Consider the following 15,706-nt stretch of genomic DNA (forward strand, 5'->3'; position numbering starts at 1 on the left):
CAAAAGATAGATATACATTTTTAACTAATGCTATTATGCAATAATCCAACTCAGTATCTAATTGCTATTAATTATGAAAATAGCTACAAAACCCACAGTAAAAACTCTAGGAGAATACGCTTACCAAGCGATTCAAAAGCATTTTAGTAAAACTTTAAAATACGAAAAAACTGTTAAAAAAGATGAAGATCCCGAAGCACTACACCAAATGCGTGTTGGGATGCGCCGCCTCCGCACCGCAGTTAGTAGATTTGATTTAGTACTCAATTTGCCAAAGCCAGCCAGTGATAAAAACATTGGTAAAATTGCTCGTCGTCTTGGTAGCTTACGGGACTTAGATGTACTCAAAGAAAATTTAGAGAAGCTCTACCAACCAAAACTACCAAATAAAGAAAATAAATCTCTCCATAAAGTATTTCATGCTTTAGAACAACAGCGAGAAGCTGCATTAGCTGATGTGTTGAATACACTCAAAGATGACCACTATAAATCTTTTAAGCAAACCTTAGAAGAATGGTTAGAAAAACCCAGTTATCAATCTTTAGCATCTCTGCCAATTCAGCAAGTACTACCAGATTTACTGTTACCTGAAGTTAGTATTTTCTTTCTACATCCAGGATGGCTAGTGGGAACTCAAATTGTCGAGTCGGAAGTGCAGATTCGCAGTGATTGGAAAGCCGAAAAAATAGACCAACATTTAACTAGTAAAGATGATACCATTCATGACTTACGCAAACAAGCAAAACGTATGCGTTATCAAATGGAGTTATTTGCTGACTTATATCCTGAATCTTATGCAACTTATCTTGCAGAAATCAAAAGCATACAAGACATTTTAGGGAGCATTCAAGACAGTGTAGTTATGGGTGAGTGGCTGACAGATATATTTAAGTCAGAATTTAATACTCATCTGCCCACACTTGCGAATTTATTAGCAGAAAATCGTTACCAATTATGGCAGCAGTGGCAACCATTACAAGAAAAATATTTGCTGGTTGAAAATCGGCATAATTTTCGTTTAGCTATCTTGCAATCAGTTTAAAATTTTCCAGTTATTTTGCTGTAGTTTTCTGACATTAATGAGGATTTAAACTAATAGGAGCCTCAAGGGATAAGACATAAACACTGCTTTGAGGAATTTGCACAATCCGGGTATTTTCTGCGGAACGCAAGCCGGTCAGCAATCCCACAGCACTTCCTAACATGGCTCCTCGATCAAATTGCTCAGGATCTCCTTGGCTTAAAAAGCCTAAAGTACTACCACCAATTCGCCCCCAAACAGAACCATTTTCAACTGCTTTATCATTAGCTCGCTTATGAGTAATGGTAGTACCAGGAATAACTTGACTAGCGGCTTTAATTGTGACAATTCGTCCGTTAATTACTAGAGACTGTGCCACAATTTTTGCTCCCCCTTCTTTTGGTTGCAAAACTATACTTACAGGGGTATTTTCAGGAGCGAGAGTATTACCTTGAGCATCTTTAATTGCACTAGCTAAAGGAAGAGTTAGAGGATAATCTTTTTTATTTCCCACATCTACGGTAACAGTAGCAGGAAAAGAAACGATAATTGCCGTATCTTGGGGAATGGTGATTTCGGAACTGACTGCTTGTGCTTGAGGTTCTACAGTTGGGACTTGTTGAGCATGAGCAGGTGATATAACTGCGCCAAACAAAGACAGAGAACAAGCAAGGCTCAATAAAATATGTGTTTTCATAACTGTTTTCCTTTTGGTGTGAGTGTTTCATCCCTTCACTCAATCAATAGGTTTGGGGTTATGAGTTTATGCAGTCTGTCAGACTAGCCTGATAAAATAGCGATCGCATCTCCAAATCATCGTTTTCCCCGATTTAACTCGCGCCTACGCAACTTTACTAAAATTCTGACTCGCCGCTTGAACTGTTCAAAATCCTCTGTACTCAATTTTGTTTTCTGCCAGACTGGACGTTGCATCAGTCGCTCAGTCCATTCATTTATCTTGGGATAATTAATCAAGTTAATGCCTAAACTGGGTAAGGAAGACACAGCTATACCAGCAACAATATCTGCTAAAGTTAACTGTTCACTGCCAAAATAGCGAGTATTATCCAATACTTCTGTCAAAAATAACAGCACTTTATCTATATGCTGTTTGGCTTGAAGAAATTGCGGTGAGTCTGCACTTTCATAAATTAATGAGACTATTTGGGGAAATAATTCATTAGCCGTCACATACTGTACCATTCGCACTTTTGCCAAAGCTTGCGGCTCTCTAGGTAGGAGTGAAGGTGTCGGATACTTTGCTTCTAAATAGTCCATAATTGCTAGAGATTCGACTATTTGTAAACCATCATCAACTAGCACGGGAATATGATGAAAAGGATTAACGGTTAAAAATTCTGCTTGTAATTGATCGCCATCTAAATTCATCAATATCGGCTCAAAAGCAATTTCTTTTTCTAGCAAAGTTAGCCATACACGCCGCGCATTGGGGGAAATAGGGTTGTAGTAAAACTTCAACATCAGGTAATCTTCCTCAAGATAAAAGACCGAACGGTTTGTAGTTAGTCAAAAAAATTTAATAATTATCTAATCTAGCTAGATAATTATGGGCAGTTGTATTTTTATTTATCACTTAGGCATAAATTTAAACTTCTACCTTGTAGTTCAAATTTAATTCGTCTCCGGTTGTACCTCTAATACCCCAGTTAGATTTTGGCGTTTCAAAAAGGGTAATTTCAATATCGTTAACAGAGATTCTAAAAGTTTCATGAATGTTTGTTATAAGTTTGCGAATTAGCTCTTTTTTGGTTGCAACTGAGCGTCCTTCAAACATGATAATTTCGATAACAAGATAATTTTCTGACCTATCGTTAGGATAATAAAAATTTTCTTGTTCCAGTGGAAAGAAACGTTGGAATTTCTTTTCAGGTGCAACTTGTATAGTTTCAATTAAGGAAGTATGAATAATATGAGATAATTCTGATTTAATTGGATTAAGTTTATCAGCCAAACCATATATTTTAACTTGTACCATAGTTTTTAAGATTAGTGGTTATATACTGTTTCAAATGAGTAATTATTCTTTGGATATGAATTACATCGTCGTATAACTTACTCATCATAATTGCGCCTTCTAAAGTGGCAATCATAATAGTTGCGACTTCATCAGCATTTACTTCAGGGCGAATTTCACTTCTATCAATTCCCTTGGTAATAATTTGAGTAATTAAGTTACGCCAAGAATTCATTGCTTGTTGCGCCCGATCGCGCAATGCTGGATGAGCATCATCACTCTCGATTGCTGTATTCAGCAGTGGACAACCACCTTTAATTGGTGGTTGTTCGACAAAGCTGCTAAATACTTCCATAATCGCTTCCAAACGTTCAATTGCATGATGTTTATTGCGGACTGCGGCTCTTGTACGCTGACTGACAAGAGCGATCGCAAAATCAAAGGCTTGGAGTGCTAATTCATCTTTACTAGAAAAGTGATTGTAAATTCCTCCTTTTTGCAATCCAGTAACACGCATAATATCCGAAATAGACGAACCCGCATATCCTTGTTGGTTAAACAGTTCCGCCGCTTGTTGAAGAATTCGAGTTTTTGTTTCTTCGCCTTTAGACATAAAAGCTTTACCGACCGATTGGTCTGATAAAAGATAACATAATTGATAGTTGGAAATCAATACAGACAAAGATGATTAACAATAAATACAGTCATGGTTATGAATTATGCTTTCCAACCGTTATCAAAACCTGAATCTGATTCAGCAACTTGACCCAGTACAAGACCATAGCCAGATATATCACCTGATGTCGGGTTATGAATTTACGTGGGAAATGCAGCGATCGCTCGAAATAGCCTTAATGCGAACTTACTGCGTTCCCAGTATGTCTAAATTACTGGATAAGACCAAAGAATTTTATCAGCGCCCGCAAAAACGCTATGATGACACATCGATTTTGTTGGTAGAAATTGTCAAGTGGGGTTATGAGAGCGATCGCGGTAAACAAGCATTACAACGGATGAACGCCATCCACGGACGTTTTAAGATTGATAACGCCGATTTTTTATATGTACTTTCGACCTTTATTTACGATCCTATCCACTGGAATGCCAATTTTGGTTGGCGGTTGATGTGCGAACAAGAAAAATTAGCTTGCTTTTATTTTTGGCGGGAAGTAGGTAAACGGATGCAGATTCAAAATATTCCCGAAACCTACGCAGAGTTTGAACGCTATAAACTAGACTACGAACGCGAAAATTTTCGCTATTCCGACACAAACCGCCGTGTTGGAGAAGCAACTCTAGGTTTATTTTTGAGTTGGTTTCCTCGATGGATGGAAAAACCCTTAAAACCAATCATCTATGCTTTACTTGATGAGACAATGCTTGATGCCTTTGGTTTTGAACACCCTTCACCATTGTTGCGCTCTAATATGGTCAAAATACTGAAATTTCGCGCCAGATTAATGCACTTGCTCCCACCCCGAACTCAGACTAATTTTTATATTGATTCTCCCATCCCCAGTTATCCCAATGGTTACGAGATAGCTAATGTAGGGCCAGATGACAAAGGTAAGTGAGGTTTATGGTTGAACAAGCGATCGCTGGGCGGTAAAACTGTAAAAATTAAGCATTGGTGATGCAATTTCTCAGACTCGATATCAACTATGACTCAACTTCCTGATACTCTTGAAGATGCGATCGCTCAAGCCCGCGAAGCCACAAAAGCCGCTTTAGCAGATGGTTACACCCGTGTGCAAGTTGATTTGCTGTTCCCTGAACTCAAACAAATGCCTGTAGCGGAACAATTTCTGCCATTATTTGCTGAATACGAGTCACGGTTGAAAGTGTTCTTTGCTGATGCTGGTGGTGCAGCCTTAGCCCGTCGTGATTGGGTAGATGCAGCATTTCAAATTCTGGATATTGGTACAGGTAGGGCTGCCTCTATTCAATCTAAAATTCAACCAGAAGACGAAATTTTCTTATTTGTTTCCCCCAGTGCTGTGGAAATTCCCCAACTGGAAAAAGTTTGTGAAATTATTGGTGATCGCCCTTTGGTGATGTTGAACCCACGCCTAGAAGATTCTGGTACTGTGGGTATTGGTTACGCTGCTAGACAAATTCGGGAGCGTTTTCTCAATACCATTGAATCTTGTTATTACTTGCGTCCAGTTGATGACAGCACCGCGGTCTTTCGCTGCTATCCCGGACAATGGGAAGTTTTAGTCCAAAAAGGCGAAACTTGGGAAAAAATTGCCGAACTACCCAAAAAACCATCGGGTGATGATATAGATTATCTGCTGATGCAAGGACAAGGGCAAACATCAACTGACGCTACACCCATGAAAAAACCCAGTATGTTTAAGAGCTTACAACGATTTATCAAAGCTTTGAGTAGCTAGTTAGGACTTACGTAAGAAAGCGAAAAATTCAGGCTTGAGATGAGGTGTCAGGGTATAAATGTTAAAAGCTCTGACACTCTTATCAGACAATCTTTGTGCATATAGCATTTCCTAATTTGCTGAGGTACTGAATACATTGCTCATAAAATTAGGCAAACCCACCGAAGTTTGCTTGGAGGGAAACCCTCCTGGCAACCTCTCTCTGCGTCGGCAGTCGCTCATGGGGGAAACCCCCAAGAGCGCGCTGCCTCAACTTTGCGCTTGACTCTGCGCCCCTCTGCGTTAAAAAACATTAGTTCTGTGCGTCACTTAACTAGGAATAGCTATAATTCCTATTTATCTCAACTGAAATTCATCAAATTTCATAACTTCTGAATCTGGTTTACGCGTATCAAACAGGTAACTGCTAATTTGCCCTGTAGCTGTATCGAAGATACTAAAAACAGTAATATTATTACTAGCAAGATAAGGCATTGGTTTACCATCATCACCTAATAGTGGTGCAATGCTTGGTACTACTGGTTCTAAATCATTAGGATCGCCCAGGGCAACATATTTCTCTTGATAACCTGTGGGAACTTCTCGCTTTCTGTCACCCCAAGCTGCACCATAAGTATTACCAACATTTGATGTTTCTAAAAAGTGCATTCCCCCAGAACTAATAAAGCGATTCCATAAATGAGAATGACCATAAAATACTAACTGCACATTAGCAGCTTCTAGTAGGGGGACAACATCACGAATAATATAGTCGGCATTGTGAGGATATTCGTAACGCACAGATGTAATTTTATCTTGTTGATTGCGATCGATAATTTGCACTGGGTCAGTGTAGGCGGGGACAATATTATCGCCTAGGGTATGGGGCGGATGATGGAACATCACCACTTTATATTTTGCTTGTTGAAATTCCGGGCTGGTGAGTTCTGCTGCTAACCAATTGTACTGTGTACTACCTTGGGCAATTGGCTCATAAATTATTTGCCCGTAACCCCAATTTTCAGGATTATCTAAATCTTTGTCTGCTTCCCGATATCTACCTGGATATTTTTCGTCTAACTTGGGAGTGCGCCACATATTTGTGATGTATAAAACTATTAAACGCACATCACCAAAACTCACTGCATAATATTTTTTTCCACCTGTTTTGCTTTGAGGTAATGTTAAAATTTCTTCGTAGGTAGTTGTATTAAAAGAATTATCTATTAGAGATTTGCCGCTATAAAGTTTTTGAGCAACAGCACGGGGAAATGTATCATTAAATTCATCGTTTAAACTGTTTGTTCTGGCAAAGCGTCCCATGACTTCATGATTACCAACGCAACTATACATGGGTGCATATTGAATAATTTGCCCGCCAGTGTAAGTAACTTTCACGTCATCATGCTGCATTTCATATTTAGCACGACCTTGCAAACCAGGAAATAACGCATTCCCCCGATTATCATCAAACCATTCCGAGGCGCGATCGCTCACATTAATTAAATCACCAGCAAACCACACAGCATCTACTCGCCCCACGGTTTCTACAACTTTTTGTAGATTTGCAGCAGTCATTGGCTTGAGTTGATGATCGGAAGTTAAGAGAATTTTTAGCGGTGTACCAGGTTCAGGTTTAGCTGCAAGGGTAAAAACATCGCTGCTAACAGCTGCGCCATCTTCTCTCTCACTGGTAACTCGGTAATTCACCCGCACCCCTGGCGTTAATTCTGTCACCTCAGCTTCGTGTCGCCAAACATCACGTTTGGTTGGTTGTTGATAAACTTGTCCATCTTGGGTTTGGTTCCCAACTCGTGATTTTTGGTCTTCTCGCGTGCGGCTGAGTTTAGTCGTCGTCGCTTTGGCAATTTGCTGCAAATTTTCACCGTAAGCAACTGTATGTTTCTTGCCTACAAACTCAGTAAACCATACTACTCTGACTGAGGTTGCAGTTGGCAGTTGCAAAAATGGATCTGTCAACAGTTGCGGCGCTGCGGTCATAATGGTTTGCCCAAATGAATGCACGCTTACTAAGGTAAAGCATAGAACAAACAGAAGTACAGGCTGGAGAAATTTCATGATTTGTCCTGGTTGGAATGTTCTGCGACAAATGCAGGTGCGCGGTTATTCACTTTGTGACCATAGATGAAGCGATGTGCGACTTATTCTTGAAAACCCTCCCCTGCAAGGAGGAGCCACTGCGTTGCGTGGGTTTTCCGCATTGTAGCAAGTGGCGTTAGAGGCTGTTAATCTTGCTCCCCTTCCCTCGTAGGGGAGCCAGTGCGTTGCGGTGAGCAGTCCGTTGGGCGGCTTTGCCGACTTGTTCGCGCAGCGTCTCCGATTAGGAGAAGGAACTGCGAACCCGAAGGGGGGTTCCCCCTGTTGTAGCAACTGGCGTAAGGGGTTGGGGGTTAGGTTTGAGAAAAAGTTGCACACGGCGTTAGATTTGTGGTGAATTCGCGCAATTTGATGCAATGTCAGCGAGTAAAAACCAGCCTGATTAATTATGTACTTGCAAAACGCCGTAAGTGATGATTACTGATCTAATGGTCTAATAACAATTTCGTTAACGTTGACATGGGGTGGTTGTGTAACTGCATAAACAATACCAGAGGCGATGTCATCACTAGCGAGTGGTTTTTTGGTTTCTAGCCATGATTGGGCCCATTGTTTAGCGGTAGGATCGGTAATGCGATCGCCTAATTCTGTAGCCACAGCACCCGGCTCAATCAGTGTTACGCGGATTTTATGAATATGATTTTCTTTACGCAGTGCTTCCGTAAATGCCCCTACACCAAATTTAGTAGCTGAGTAAACGGCGGCGTTAGCATTTGCTTCTAGACCAGCTGTAGAGGAAATATTCACAATATGTCCTGTACCCTGAGCTTTCATGATGGGTAAAGCTGCATGGGTAGCGTACATTAAGCCTAAAAGATTGATATTGATCATACTGCGCCATTGTTCTGTATCTGCACCGTCAATTAAGCCGAGTTGCATGACACCTGCGTTGTTGATGAGGATATCTACGCGACCAAATACAGCATTAGCTTTCTGCACAACATCATAAGCTTGGTTTTCGTCAGCGATATCAGCAGAAATGGAGATCGCCTGTCCTCCGTTTTCCGTAATGCGTTGTTGTAAAGCGGCTAGGCGATCAGCGCGACGTGCTACTAATGCCACACTAGCTCCTTCTGCGGTTAATGCTAGAGATGTAGCCTCACCTATACCTGATGAAGCGCCGGTGACTACAGCTACTTTTGTGTTTAATTTACCTGTCATATACTTTGTTGTTTGCCACAATTGTGAACTTAAAAAATGAAAATGATGACAATACTGCGAAGGTTTTGGCAGACATTCCCTTTTTGCACGAGGAGTGGCGCTGCGGCTCAAAAACTATAGCAGTATTAGAAGTTATGGCTTTGACGATCCAGGAGCAAAATCCAGTTTGTGAACGATATAGCTTTTGTAAATGGGTTTAAATGTATCAGGCGATCGCACCACTTCCCAGCTATGTTGAGCATCGGCTACAACTCTTTGGCTGTAAGCATTTGGCGCTTTCCATGTACTACCTTCCCAATGAATGATGGCGTTAACATCAGCGCGATCAGCTTGACATTTCACAGTCATTTCTTTCACTGCATGAATCTCATCATAAAACGTATTGACAGCGTTTTTATACCATTGATTAAATTCTTCGTGATTGTGCAACGTGGAGCTAGGAAATTGCATTTTAAAATCATTATCTGCCAGAGATAAAAAAGGCGTAATTTCCTCTGGTGGAGCATGTTGATCGAGTTTTTCGTAAAAATCTTTAGCCAGTTGACTTATTTCTAATTCACTTAAAGATGCTAACTTAAATCCCTGACCATCTCTGTGTTGTAGAAATTTGATAATTTCACCGATGCGTTTGGGGAGGTATGCTTTAAGTGTTTGCAAAGCTTGGGCGCGTTCCTCACGGTTTTGACTTTGCAACACTAACTCAACAGTAATAGAAACTTTTGTATAATTATCGTCTATTTTCTGGGCAGTGATGGTAACTATATACAAAGTAAAGAGGTTAGTCGCCTCCGGTATATCCATTTTCCAGACATAATTTTGGCGGTCATTGTAGAGCAATCTGTCACGTACTAACGAGCCTTGAAAATCAAATCTCACAATAGCACCGGGACTATTTGTAGGTTTTCCCGCATCAGTTTCTAATTCAACGTTTGTCCGTCCACTAAAACCTGTGAGAAACTCCAGGTAATTATCAAATGCTGACCAAAAATAATTTATTTCTAGTGGGACTATTTGGACATTGTTCAGTAATATCCATTCACCAAAATCTAGTTCATCTCTGGTTTTTAATTCTGTGGTTAATGCCATGATAATCTTCCATAATAGTTGCTGAAATATGGATTAAAATAATTCCAGTATTCAAGCGTTAGTTCAGTTGTTTATCTCCAAAAAAGTAGTGGTAAAAGGCTTATTGCTTTTACCACTTATCCTAGATATTAGCTATTCAATCTAGAACGTAAGTTTGTGAGATCAAATCCTAATTTTTCAAACTCTGCTTTCTTACTTTGAATGAGTTCAATTAAGTCTGGTGGTACATCTCCATCTTCGTTTTTGAGTATGTAGCCGTATTTAAAATTGGTGAGCATATGAGACACAGCCAAAATTATGCTGGCTGTCTGACGACCAGGTAATACACTTTCATCATCTTCGTCACCCATTGAGCCATTAGTTAACAAATCACCATACTTCAATTCACCAAATTCAGGATTATGTTCGTTGTGAATCCAACTATGCCAGAAGGTGCATTGATAAATCACATACTTACAAACTTGTTTGAGATTTGCTATGTCTTGCTCAGTTGGTTGTGCTGATGCAGTAATCGGTCTGACAGCTTTTAATTCACCATTAATTTCTTGTCGTGGATTTGATGAATGTTCAATTTCGTTCAAATCATACCATTGATCACCGTCATCTACTTGTTCTAAACTTAAAGGAAGATAGGGTACACTATTTTGCACTAATTCATTGGAGAAATTGAGTATTTCTGACCAGTTATTGACAATTTCTTCTTGATTAGTTGCGAAAAATGAATCTACATGAGTAGTGAGAATATCCCAATATAAATTTCCGAGTTTGGCAAATGTATGATTTTCAGACAGAGGTTTTCTAGGTTGCCAATCTGTCCAATCATATGTTCCCATACTTGTTCTTACCCATTGCAACATATCTGGGTTAATCAACATGGGTTCTAGCTTGGCAAAAAACCCTTCTTTCGGATCCATCAGGATTTTGCGCCCAAATTTATTAATATGAACTACTTCTTTGATGTGGGGATAAAGGAAACCACGGATCGGATTCTTTCTAATGTTTCTGAAGAACGCGATCGCATACTGTTCCATGTTAAAGTGACACTGGGCTAAATGTCCTTTGACTTCACCTAAAACACCCAAATGAGTAGCGCGAACAACTCGTTTAGCTTGCAACCACTTATTACCATCAGCCGGGGTGTAAGTTTGTGCTGCTTTTAACGGTGAATTTGGTTGCAAACAATTATCTTCACGGAATTGCAACGTGATTTCTATCGGTAGTAATTTTCCGTCTTTTAACTCAAATTTTACTTTGTAATTAGGCAAATCTATTTTGCCTGTTAGGGTAAATTTATCTCCATTAAAAGCAGTGGTATATAGTGAAGGATTATTTTTATCCTTCTTAAAAATTACTGGATTGAAACCATTTAACATCTTTTCGCCAAAAAATTCATCACTTCTGGTATAGCCGGGACGTTCTTTTTCTAAAATTAGCGTTAAGGTTTCGGGAAATGATTTTTGGATTTCATCGTAAGATGGCTCATTAGGATTGCGGCGATTTCTTTGGATGAGAGCATCCATAACCAGGCCATACTTGGCTACAGATTTTGTTGTTATGACTTCAGCTTCTGGTGTGAAATCATGGCGAATAGAGTCAGGTAGGCTGTAAGGAAATAGCTTATATTCTGAGTCATACTCATAATATAAAATCTGCACAACTCCAAAATCATAATCACCTACGACATTATCACTGCCATTTTTTACTTCAATTAAGTTTCTAACTTGACTCTTTTTGCCATCAATATATACAGTTTGTGGCGGGTCAAATATTTTTAATTGTAAATCTGGTAGATCACCAAACCCGGCTAATTTTGGATCATACAAAATTTCAAAATTTCCGGATTCATCCGTTTCCGTACTACCCAAATAATCTTTTCCTCCGAACGGATCTCTATCCCATAACTCTAAACTTAAATTGGGAATAGGTATCAGGGAGTCACGATGTACTATCTTACCAGAAGCTCGTTGTGATTTGGTAATTGTATCGTGGTTTGAACCTTTGATAAATTGTTTGATTTTTAAGATAGAGCTTGATGGTAAATCAGACAGAAGTTTATAAAGTAAACGTTCTTTTTCTGTCTCAGAATACTCTTCAAGCGATACTTCACCAGTAATAATTCTTTGAAGAAAGCTAGTCATGTCTGTTATCACTCCTATTACACTAAATTGCTGTTTTTTTTGCAACCACAGTTTTTTGTCTAGCCGCTTCAACATCGGCTAAGTCATCAGCACCTAATATGTGCTGGAAAGTTGTTCGATTCCAGCCAACCAAATGCATTTTGGTAAATTCTTCAAAGAAGATATACATTCTGTTAGCGGGAATATTGAATTTTGCCAGCAAAATATCACTGATACTTTCTGTTAGTTTGGTGGTAATCTCTACAGGTAGTCTCAAATTCATTAGTTGCACAACGGCCGCAGGCTTTTCATAGTCCCCACCAAAAGCTACATTGACTTTGGTGTTGACAACTACTAAAATCATGGCTTCCGGATCACCTTTAATTAGATGAACTTGTTGCGTAACTTGAGTTATTACATTTTGAATAACTTCTTGACTGAAGTCATGATTAGTCTCAATTCTGACAAAAGGCATTTTAGCTCTACCATGTGAAAATTGGCATTTTCAGGACATCTTTGGCACTCAAAGGGTTTAGATAATATTAATGTTAGATATCTATCACCTTGATTAAAAACATAATGATCTAGAAGCTTGTATAACAATACAAGCAAATCTTTTTACCTAAGCATAGCTTTATCCTTCAACTATGAATTTTTAGAGTATAGTTTGTCGCTGGGAACTATTAAATTTGGACAAGCATCAAAGTAGTTAGTCAGTAACAACTTTAATTATCTTTTGTGCTTGTCATTTGCAAGTGCTTTCCCGTTACTTTATATACGAGGTATAGTTTAATCTGCTTGCTTTTTAATTATGTCTTAATAAATACTGAGTTAAGTAAAATACTTTCATATAATTGACAAAATAAAATTATATGAATAAAGGCTGAAAGCTTAATTTTTGGTGTGTTTGATTTTTAGAAATCAAAACTTACATCAAAAAAGTTCGCAGTAATGTCAATTTATTGCGAACTTTATCTATGCGTAACTTCTAGCTAGATTTTTCAATGAGATTTTAGCGATGTCTGCGGCGACACTCAATTAAAGGTGATTGATAAAAGCCTGAAACAATGTATTTACGTTGACTCACAAGATAGTTATTTTGTAAAGCACGTAAGTCCTATAAGTTTGATTTCAACTTTTGAAGTGTGATATTGCAACTGATTCGTATGATCGCCTAAGTTTCCTCGCTTGAATGAAGCACAGCGATTACAACTTGCACTTAACGGCTAAATCTTTGCTTTAGTGGGGATATGAACACAGTTATTTATCCGCCAGCAATGCCCTGATCTGGCCGAAGTGTCACACAGAATTCAACTCTAAATTCTGGCTCCTGACTCCTGAGAGGATGTTTGATAATTTATTGCTGGGAAATCCCTAATGCAAGTAATTGAGCGATTGTAAAAACCGTAATTTTGACCCAAGTTCCTACTGAATTCTGACTGCTGAGGTTTATTTAGATCACAAGGAAAAGTTAAATTTCTATTAAAATATGTCAATTACTAGCATATGTAACAAACTCTACTAAATTTTGGAGCGAAAACCGTTAACTTAATGACAGCCATAAATGTAATTCAGGCTACATTAACATGCGACTAGAGCAGTTGCAAGCTTTTTTAGCGATCGCCGATAGTGGTAGCTTCCAACAAGCAGCCAGACAATGTGGTGTCACCCAATCAACTATCAGTCGCCAGATTCAAGCCTTAGAAGCAGATTTGGGTGTGGAACTGTTTCACCGCAACACTCATGCTAAATTAACCTTGGGCGGAGAACGTTTATTACCCCGTGTCCGCAAAATTTGTCAGGAATGGCAAGTTGCTACACAAGAGTTAACAGATTTAATGGCAGGAAAACAGCCAGAATTGTGCATTGCCTCAATTCACTCGTTATGTGCTTCTTACCTACCGCCAGTATTACAAAAATTCTGTCGTGATTATCCCGAAGTACAATTGCGGGTAACATCTTTGGGCAGCGATCGCGCCTTAAAAGTTCTCAAAGATGGTTTAGTAGATTTAGCGATCGTCATGAATAATCGCTTTTTAACCACCGGCAGAGAAATGGTGGTGGAAGTTTTATATGATGAACCAATAGAAGTCCTCACCGCAGCGAATCATCCTCTCGCTCAATATGAACGTATTCCTTGGTCAGAATTGGTGCGTTATCCCCAAGTAGTATTTAAAGATGGTTATGGAATGCAGCGGTTAGTCCAAGATAAATTTGAGCGCTTAGAAGCTACACTTCATGCGGCTTTAGAAGTTAATACCCTTGATGCCTTTCGGGGAGTTGTACGTCAAGGCGAATTAATAGCCTTACTTCCTACTTCCGCCTTAGTCGAAGCTCGTCATGACCTAACCTTAGCAGTTCGCCCCTTAGCCAATAGTCCGTTAGATAATTCTGGCTTGACTCGTCGTGTAGTGATGGTAACAACTCAAGACCGCTTGCATATTCCCCCAATTAAGCACTTTTGGGAACTAGTCTTAGAAAATATCCCCCTGCAATTAGAAGAGCAGCGATCGGCTTCCTGAAGTATGATGAGTCAACAGTCCATAGTCAATGGTCAAGCAATTTTGGATTTTAGATTTTAGATTTTAGATTGACTGCACCCATAAGGGGAGCGACCAATTTTAGATTTTGGATTTTAGATTCAATTCCATTATCCAAAATTTAAAATCTAAAATTTCGGAGGGTCAATTTCTGTACCCATGACCAATGACCAATGACAAATGACCAGTGACCAATTATGAGCAAGATCTTCAGGGAACTACTTAAAAAGGTAGGTAGTGGCAATCATACGGGAGAAAATTTAACTCGTACTGAAGCTGCGATCGCTACTAAAATGATGTTGCTGGGAGAAGCAACACCAGCGCAAATCGGTGCATTTTTAATTGCCCATCGCATCAAACGACCAACGGGCGAAGAATTGGCAGGGATGTTAGATGCTTATGATGAATTAGGGGCAAAACTCCAAGCAATTCCATCTGCATCTCCAGTTATTGTACTGGGCATACCCTATGATGGCAGAACCCGTACTGCACCCATTAGCCCCGTCACAGCTTTACTCCTGGCGGCGGCTGGACAACCTGTGGTGATGCACGGTGGCGATCGCTTGCCCACAAAATATGGTTTACCTTTAATAGAAATATGGCAAGGTTTAGGTGTAGATTGGACTGCTTTACAGTTACCTCAAACCCAGCAAGTCTTTGAACAAACAAAAATTGGCTTTATCTATACACCAAATCATTTTCCCTTAACCCAAAGTCTTTGGGAATACCGCGACCAACTTGGTAAACGTCCGCCCTTTGCCACAATGGAATTAATTTGGTGTCCTTACGCTGGGGATGCTCATTTAATTGCTGGGTTTGTTCATCCACCGACAGAAGGGATGTTTCAAGCTGCATTAGAACTCAGGGGAGTGAAAAAATATACCTTAATTAAAGGTTTAGAAGGGAGTTGTGACTTACCACGCGATCGCACTGCAATTATCGCTTTATCAGCAACTCCCAATTTAGAAAGATTGCTGTTATCTCCCCACGATTACGACTTCACTACCAAAAATGTACCTTTAGGAACTACGGAAGAATTCATTACCCAAATTCAAGATGTTCTCGCCGGAAAACCAGGCGAATTAATGCAAACAGCCTTATGGAATGGGGGATTTTATCTGTGGCAAAGTGGTATTTGTTCAGATATGCGATCGGGTATCGCTACAGCCAACGAATTATTAAATAATGGTGCAGTTGCAGCCAAACTTCAACAACTCAGCCAAATCGTTAAGTCATCCTCAGAAAATCCCTTGCAACATATTTAATTGCTCGCCAACTCTTAGCGCTAAAAAAAATTAGGGCTTACGCAGACT

The 15,706-nt window shown here is 39.5% G+C and carries 14 protein-coding genes; 5 read left to right on the top strand and 9 right to left on the bottom strand.

Features of this window, described 5'->3' with window-relative positions; genetic code table 11:
• Positions 1-73 precede the first annotated feature (73 nt).
• The gene (locus AC504W_RS00635) at positions 74-1,042 is read left to right on the top strand and encodes a CHAD domain-containing protein (RefSeq protein WP_494875707.1); all 969 of its coding nucleotides are present in this window, start codon (positions 74-76) and stop codon (positions 1,040-1,042) included.
• 34 nt (positions 1,043-1,076) lie between these two features.
• Here the strand turns inward: AC504W_RS00635 and AC504W_RS00640 are convergent, their stop codons facing one another.
• The 4 genes from AC504W_RS00640 to AC504W_RS00655 form a co-directional block, all read right to left on the bottom strand.
• Positions 1,077-1,718 (bottom strand): hypothetical protein, encoded by a 642-nt coding sequence (locus AC504W_RS00640; protein WP_494875709.1) that lies wholly within the window; start codon positions 1,716-1,718, stop codon positions 1,077-1,079.
• Positions 1,719-1,834: 116 nt separating this feature from the next.
• Positions 1,835-2,503 (bottom strand): glutathione S-transferase family protein, encoded by a 669-nt coding sequence (locus AC504W_RS00645; protein WP_494875710.1) that lies wholly within the window; start codon positions 2,501-2,503, stop codon positions 1,835-1,837.
• Between the two features lie 124 nt (positions 2,504-2,627).
• Positions 2,628-3,017 carry a tautomerase family protein gene (locus tag AC504W_RS00650; protein ID WP_494875711.1) on the bottom strand — a complete coding sequence of 130 codons (390 nt, stop codon included), beginning with the start codon at positions 3,015-3,017 and terminating at the stop codon, positions 2,628-2,630.
• The gene (locus AC504W_RS00655; RefSeq protein WP_494875712.1) at positions 3,004-3,609 is read right to left on the bottom strand and encodes a TetR/AcrR family transcriptional regulator; all 606 of its coding nucleotides are present in this window, start codon (positions 3,607-3,609) and stop codon (positions 3,004-3,006) included. The genes AC504W_RS00650 and AC504W_RS00655 overlap by 14 nt, the downstream gene beginning before the upstream one ends.
• Positions 3,610-3,715: 106 nt before the next feature.
• Between AC504W_RS00655 and AC504W_RS00660 the strand changes: the two genes are divergently transcribed.
• Together AC504W_RS00660 and AC504W_RS00665 are read left to right on the top strand one after the other, a co-directional pair.
• Positions 3,716-4,570: an oxygenase MpaB family protein gene (locus tag AC504W_RS00660; RefSeq protein WP_494875713.1), complete on the top strand. Its 855-nt coding sequence runs from the start codon at positions 3,716-3,718 to the stop codon at positions 4,568-4,570.
• 87 nt (positions 4,571-4,657) lie between these two features.
• Positions 4,658-5,392 (top strand): DUF1995 family protein, encoded by a 735-nt coding sequence (locus AC504W_RS00665; protein WP_494875714.1) that lies wholly within the window; start codon positions 4,658-4,660, stop codon positions 5,390-5,392.
• A gap of 336 nt (positions 5,393-5,728) precedes the next feature.
• On the opposite strand, the gene AC504W_RS00670 is transcribed toward AC504W_RS00665, so the two are convergent.
• From AC504W_RS00670 to AC504W_RS00690, 5 genes are all read right to left on the bottom strand, one after another.
• The gene (locus AC504W_RS00670) at positions 5,729-7,372 is read right to left on the bottom strand and encodes a purple acid phosphatase family protein (RefSeq protein ID WP_494875715.1); all 1,644 of its coding nucleotides are present in this window, start codon (positions 7,370-7,372) and stop codon (positions 5,729-5,731) included.
• 534 nt (positions 7,373-7,906) lie between these two features.
• Positions 7,907-8,650, bottom strand: a complete 744-nt coding sequence (locus AC504W_RS00675) for an SDR family NAD(P)-dependent oxidoreductase (RefSeq protein ID WP_494875716.1) — start codon at positions 8,648-8,650, stop codon at positions 7,907-7,909.
• Positions 8,651-8,782: 132 nt separating this feature from the next.
• Positions 8,783-9,736, bottom strand: a complete 954-nt coding sequence (locus AC504W_RS00680) for a hypothetical protein (RefSeq protein WP_494875717.1) — start codon at positions 9,734-9,736, stop codon at positions 8,783-8,785.
• A gap of 128 nt (positions 9,737-9,864) precedes the next feature.
• Entirely contained in the window at positions 9,865-11,874 is a 2,010-nt protein-coding gene (locus AC504W_RS00685; RefSeq protein WP_494875718.1) for a lipoxygenase family protein, read from the bottom strand.
• A 22-nt stretch (positions 11,875-11,896) separates the two neighbouring features.
• The gene (locus AC504W_RS00690; protein ID WP_494875719.1) at positions 11,897-12,328 is read right to left on the bottom strand and encodes a phenylpyruvate tautomerase MIF-related protein; all 432 of its coding nucleotides are present in this window, start codon (positions 12,326-12,328) and stop codon (positions 11,897-11,899) included.
• 1,111 nt (positions 12,329-13,439) lie between these two features.
• Here AC504W_RS00690 and AC504W_RS00695 point away from each other — a divergent pair.
• Complete coding sequence (locus AC504W_RS00695) at positions 13,440-14,375, top strand: LysR family transcriptional regulator (protein WP_494875720.1); 936 nt, start codon at positions 13,440-13,442, stop codon at positions 14,373-14,375.
• Between the two features lie 215 nt (positions 14,376-14,590).
• Complete coding sequence (locus AC504W_RS00700; protein ID WP_494875722.1) at positions 14,591-15,658, top strand: anthranilate phosphoribosyltransferase family protein; 1,068 nt, start codon at positions 14,591-14,593, stop codon at positions 15,656-15,658.
• The last annotated feature ends 48 nt before the right edge of the window (positions 15,659-15,706 follow it).

The sequence above is a fragment of the Nostoc sp. C96 genome (assembly GCF_059384975.1).

Bases quoted from the DNA above. Each gene is read 5' to 3' on its own strand.
- AC504W_RS00635 (WP_494875707.1), top strand. From the start codon at position 74: ATGAAAATAGCTACAAAACCCACAGTAAAAACTCTAGGAGAATACGCT.
- AC504W_RS00640 (WP_494875709.1), bottom strand. From the start codon at position 1,718: ATGAAAACACATATTTTATTGAGCCTTGCTTGTTCTCTGTCTTTGTTT.
- AC504W_RS00645 (WP_494875710.1), bottom strand. From the start codon at position 2,503: ATGTTGAAGTTTTACTACAACCCTATTTCCCCCAATGCGCGGCGTGTA.
- AC504W_RS00650 (WP_494875711.1), bottom strand. From the start codon at position 3,017: ATGGTACAAGTTAAAATATATGGTTTGGCTGATAAACTTAATCCAATT.
- AC504W_RS00655 (WP_494875712.1), bottom strand. From the start codon at position 3,609: ATGTCTAAAGGCGAAGAAACAAAAACTCGAATTCTTCAACAAGCGGCG.
- AC504W_RS00660 (WP_494875713.1), top strand. From the start codon at position 3,716: ATGCTTTCCAACCGTTATCAAAACCTGAATCTGATTCAGCAACTTGAC.
- AC504W_RS00665 (WP_494875714.1), top strand. From the start codon at position 4,658: ATGACTCAACTTCCTGATACTCTTGAAGATGCGATCGCTCAAGCCCGC.
- AC504W_RS00670 (WP_494875715.1), bottom strand. From the start codon at position 7,372: ATGACCGCAGCGCCGCAACTGTTGACAGATCCATTTTTGCAACTGCCA.
- AC504W_RS00675 (WP_494875716.1), bottom strand. From the start codon at position 8,650: ATGACAGGTAAATTAAACACAAAAGTAGCTGTAGTCACCGGCGCTTCA.
- AC504W_RS00680 (WP_494875717.1), bottom strand. From the start codon at position 9,736: ATGGCATTAACCACAGAATTAAAAACCAGAGATGAACTAGATTTTGGT.
- AC504W_RS00685 (WP_494875718.1), bottom strand. From the start codon at position 11,874: ATGACTAGCTTTCTTCAAAGAATTATTACTGGTGAAGTATCGCTTGAA.
- AC504W_RS00690 (WP_494875719.1), bottom strand. From the start codon at position 12,328: ATGCCTTTTGTCAGAATTGAGACTAATCATGACTTCAGTCAAGAAGTT.
- AC504W_RS00695 (WP_494875720.1), top strand. From the start codon at position 13,440: ATGCGACTAGAGCAGTTGCAAGCTTTTTTAGCGATCGCCGATAGTGGT.
- AC504W_RS00700 (WP_494875722.1), top strand. From the start codon at position 14,591: ATGAGCAAGATCTTCAGGGAACTACTTAAAAAGGTAGGTAGTGGCAAT.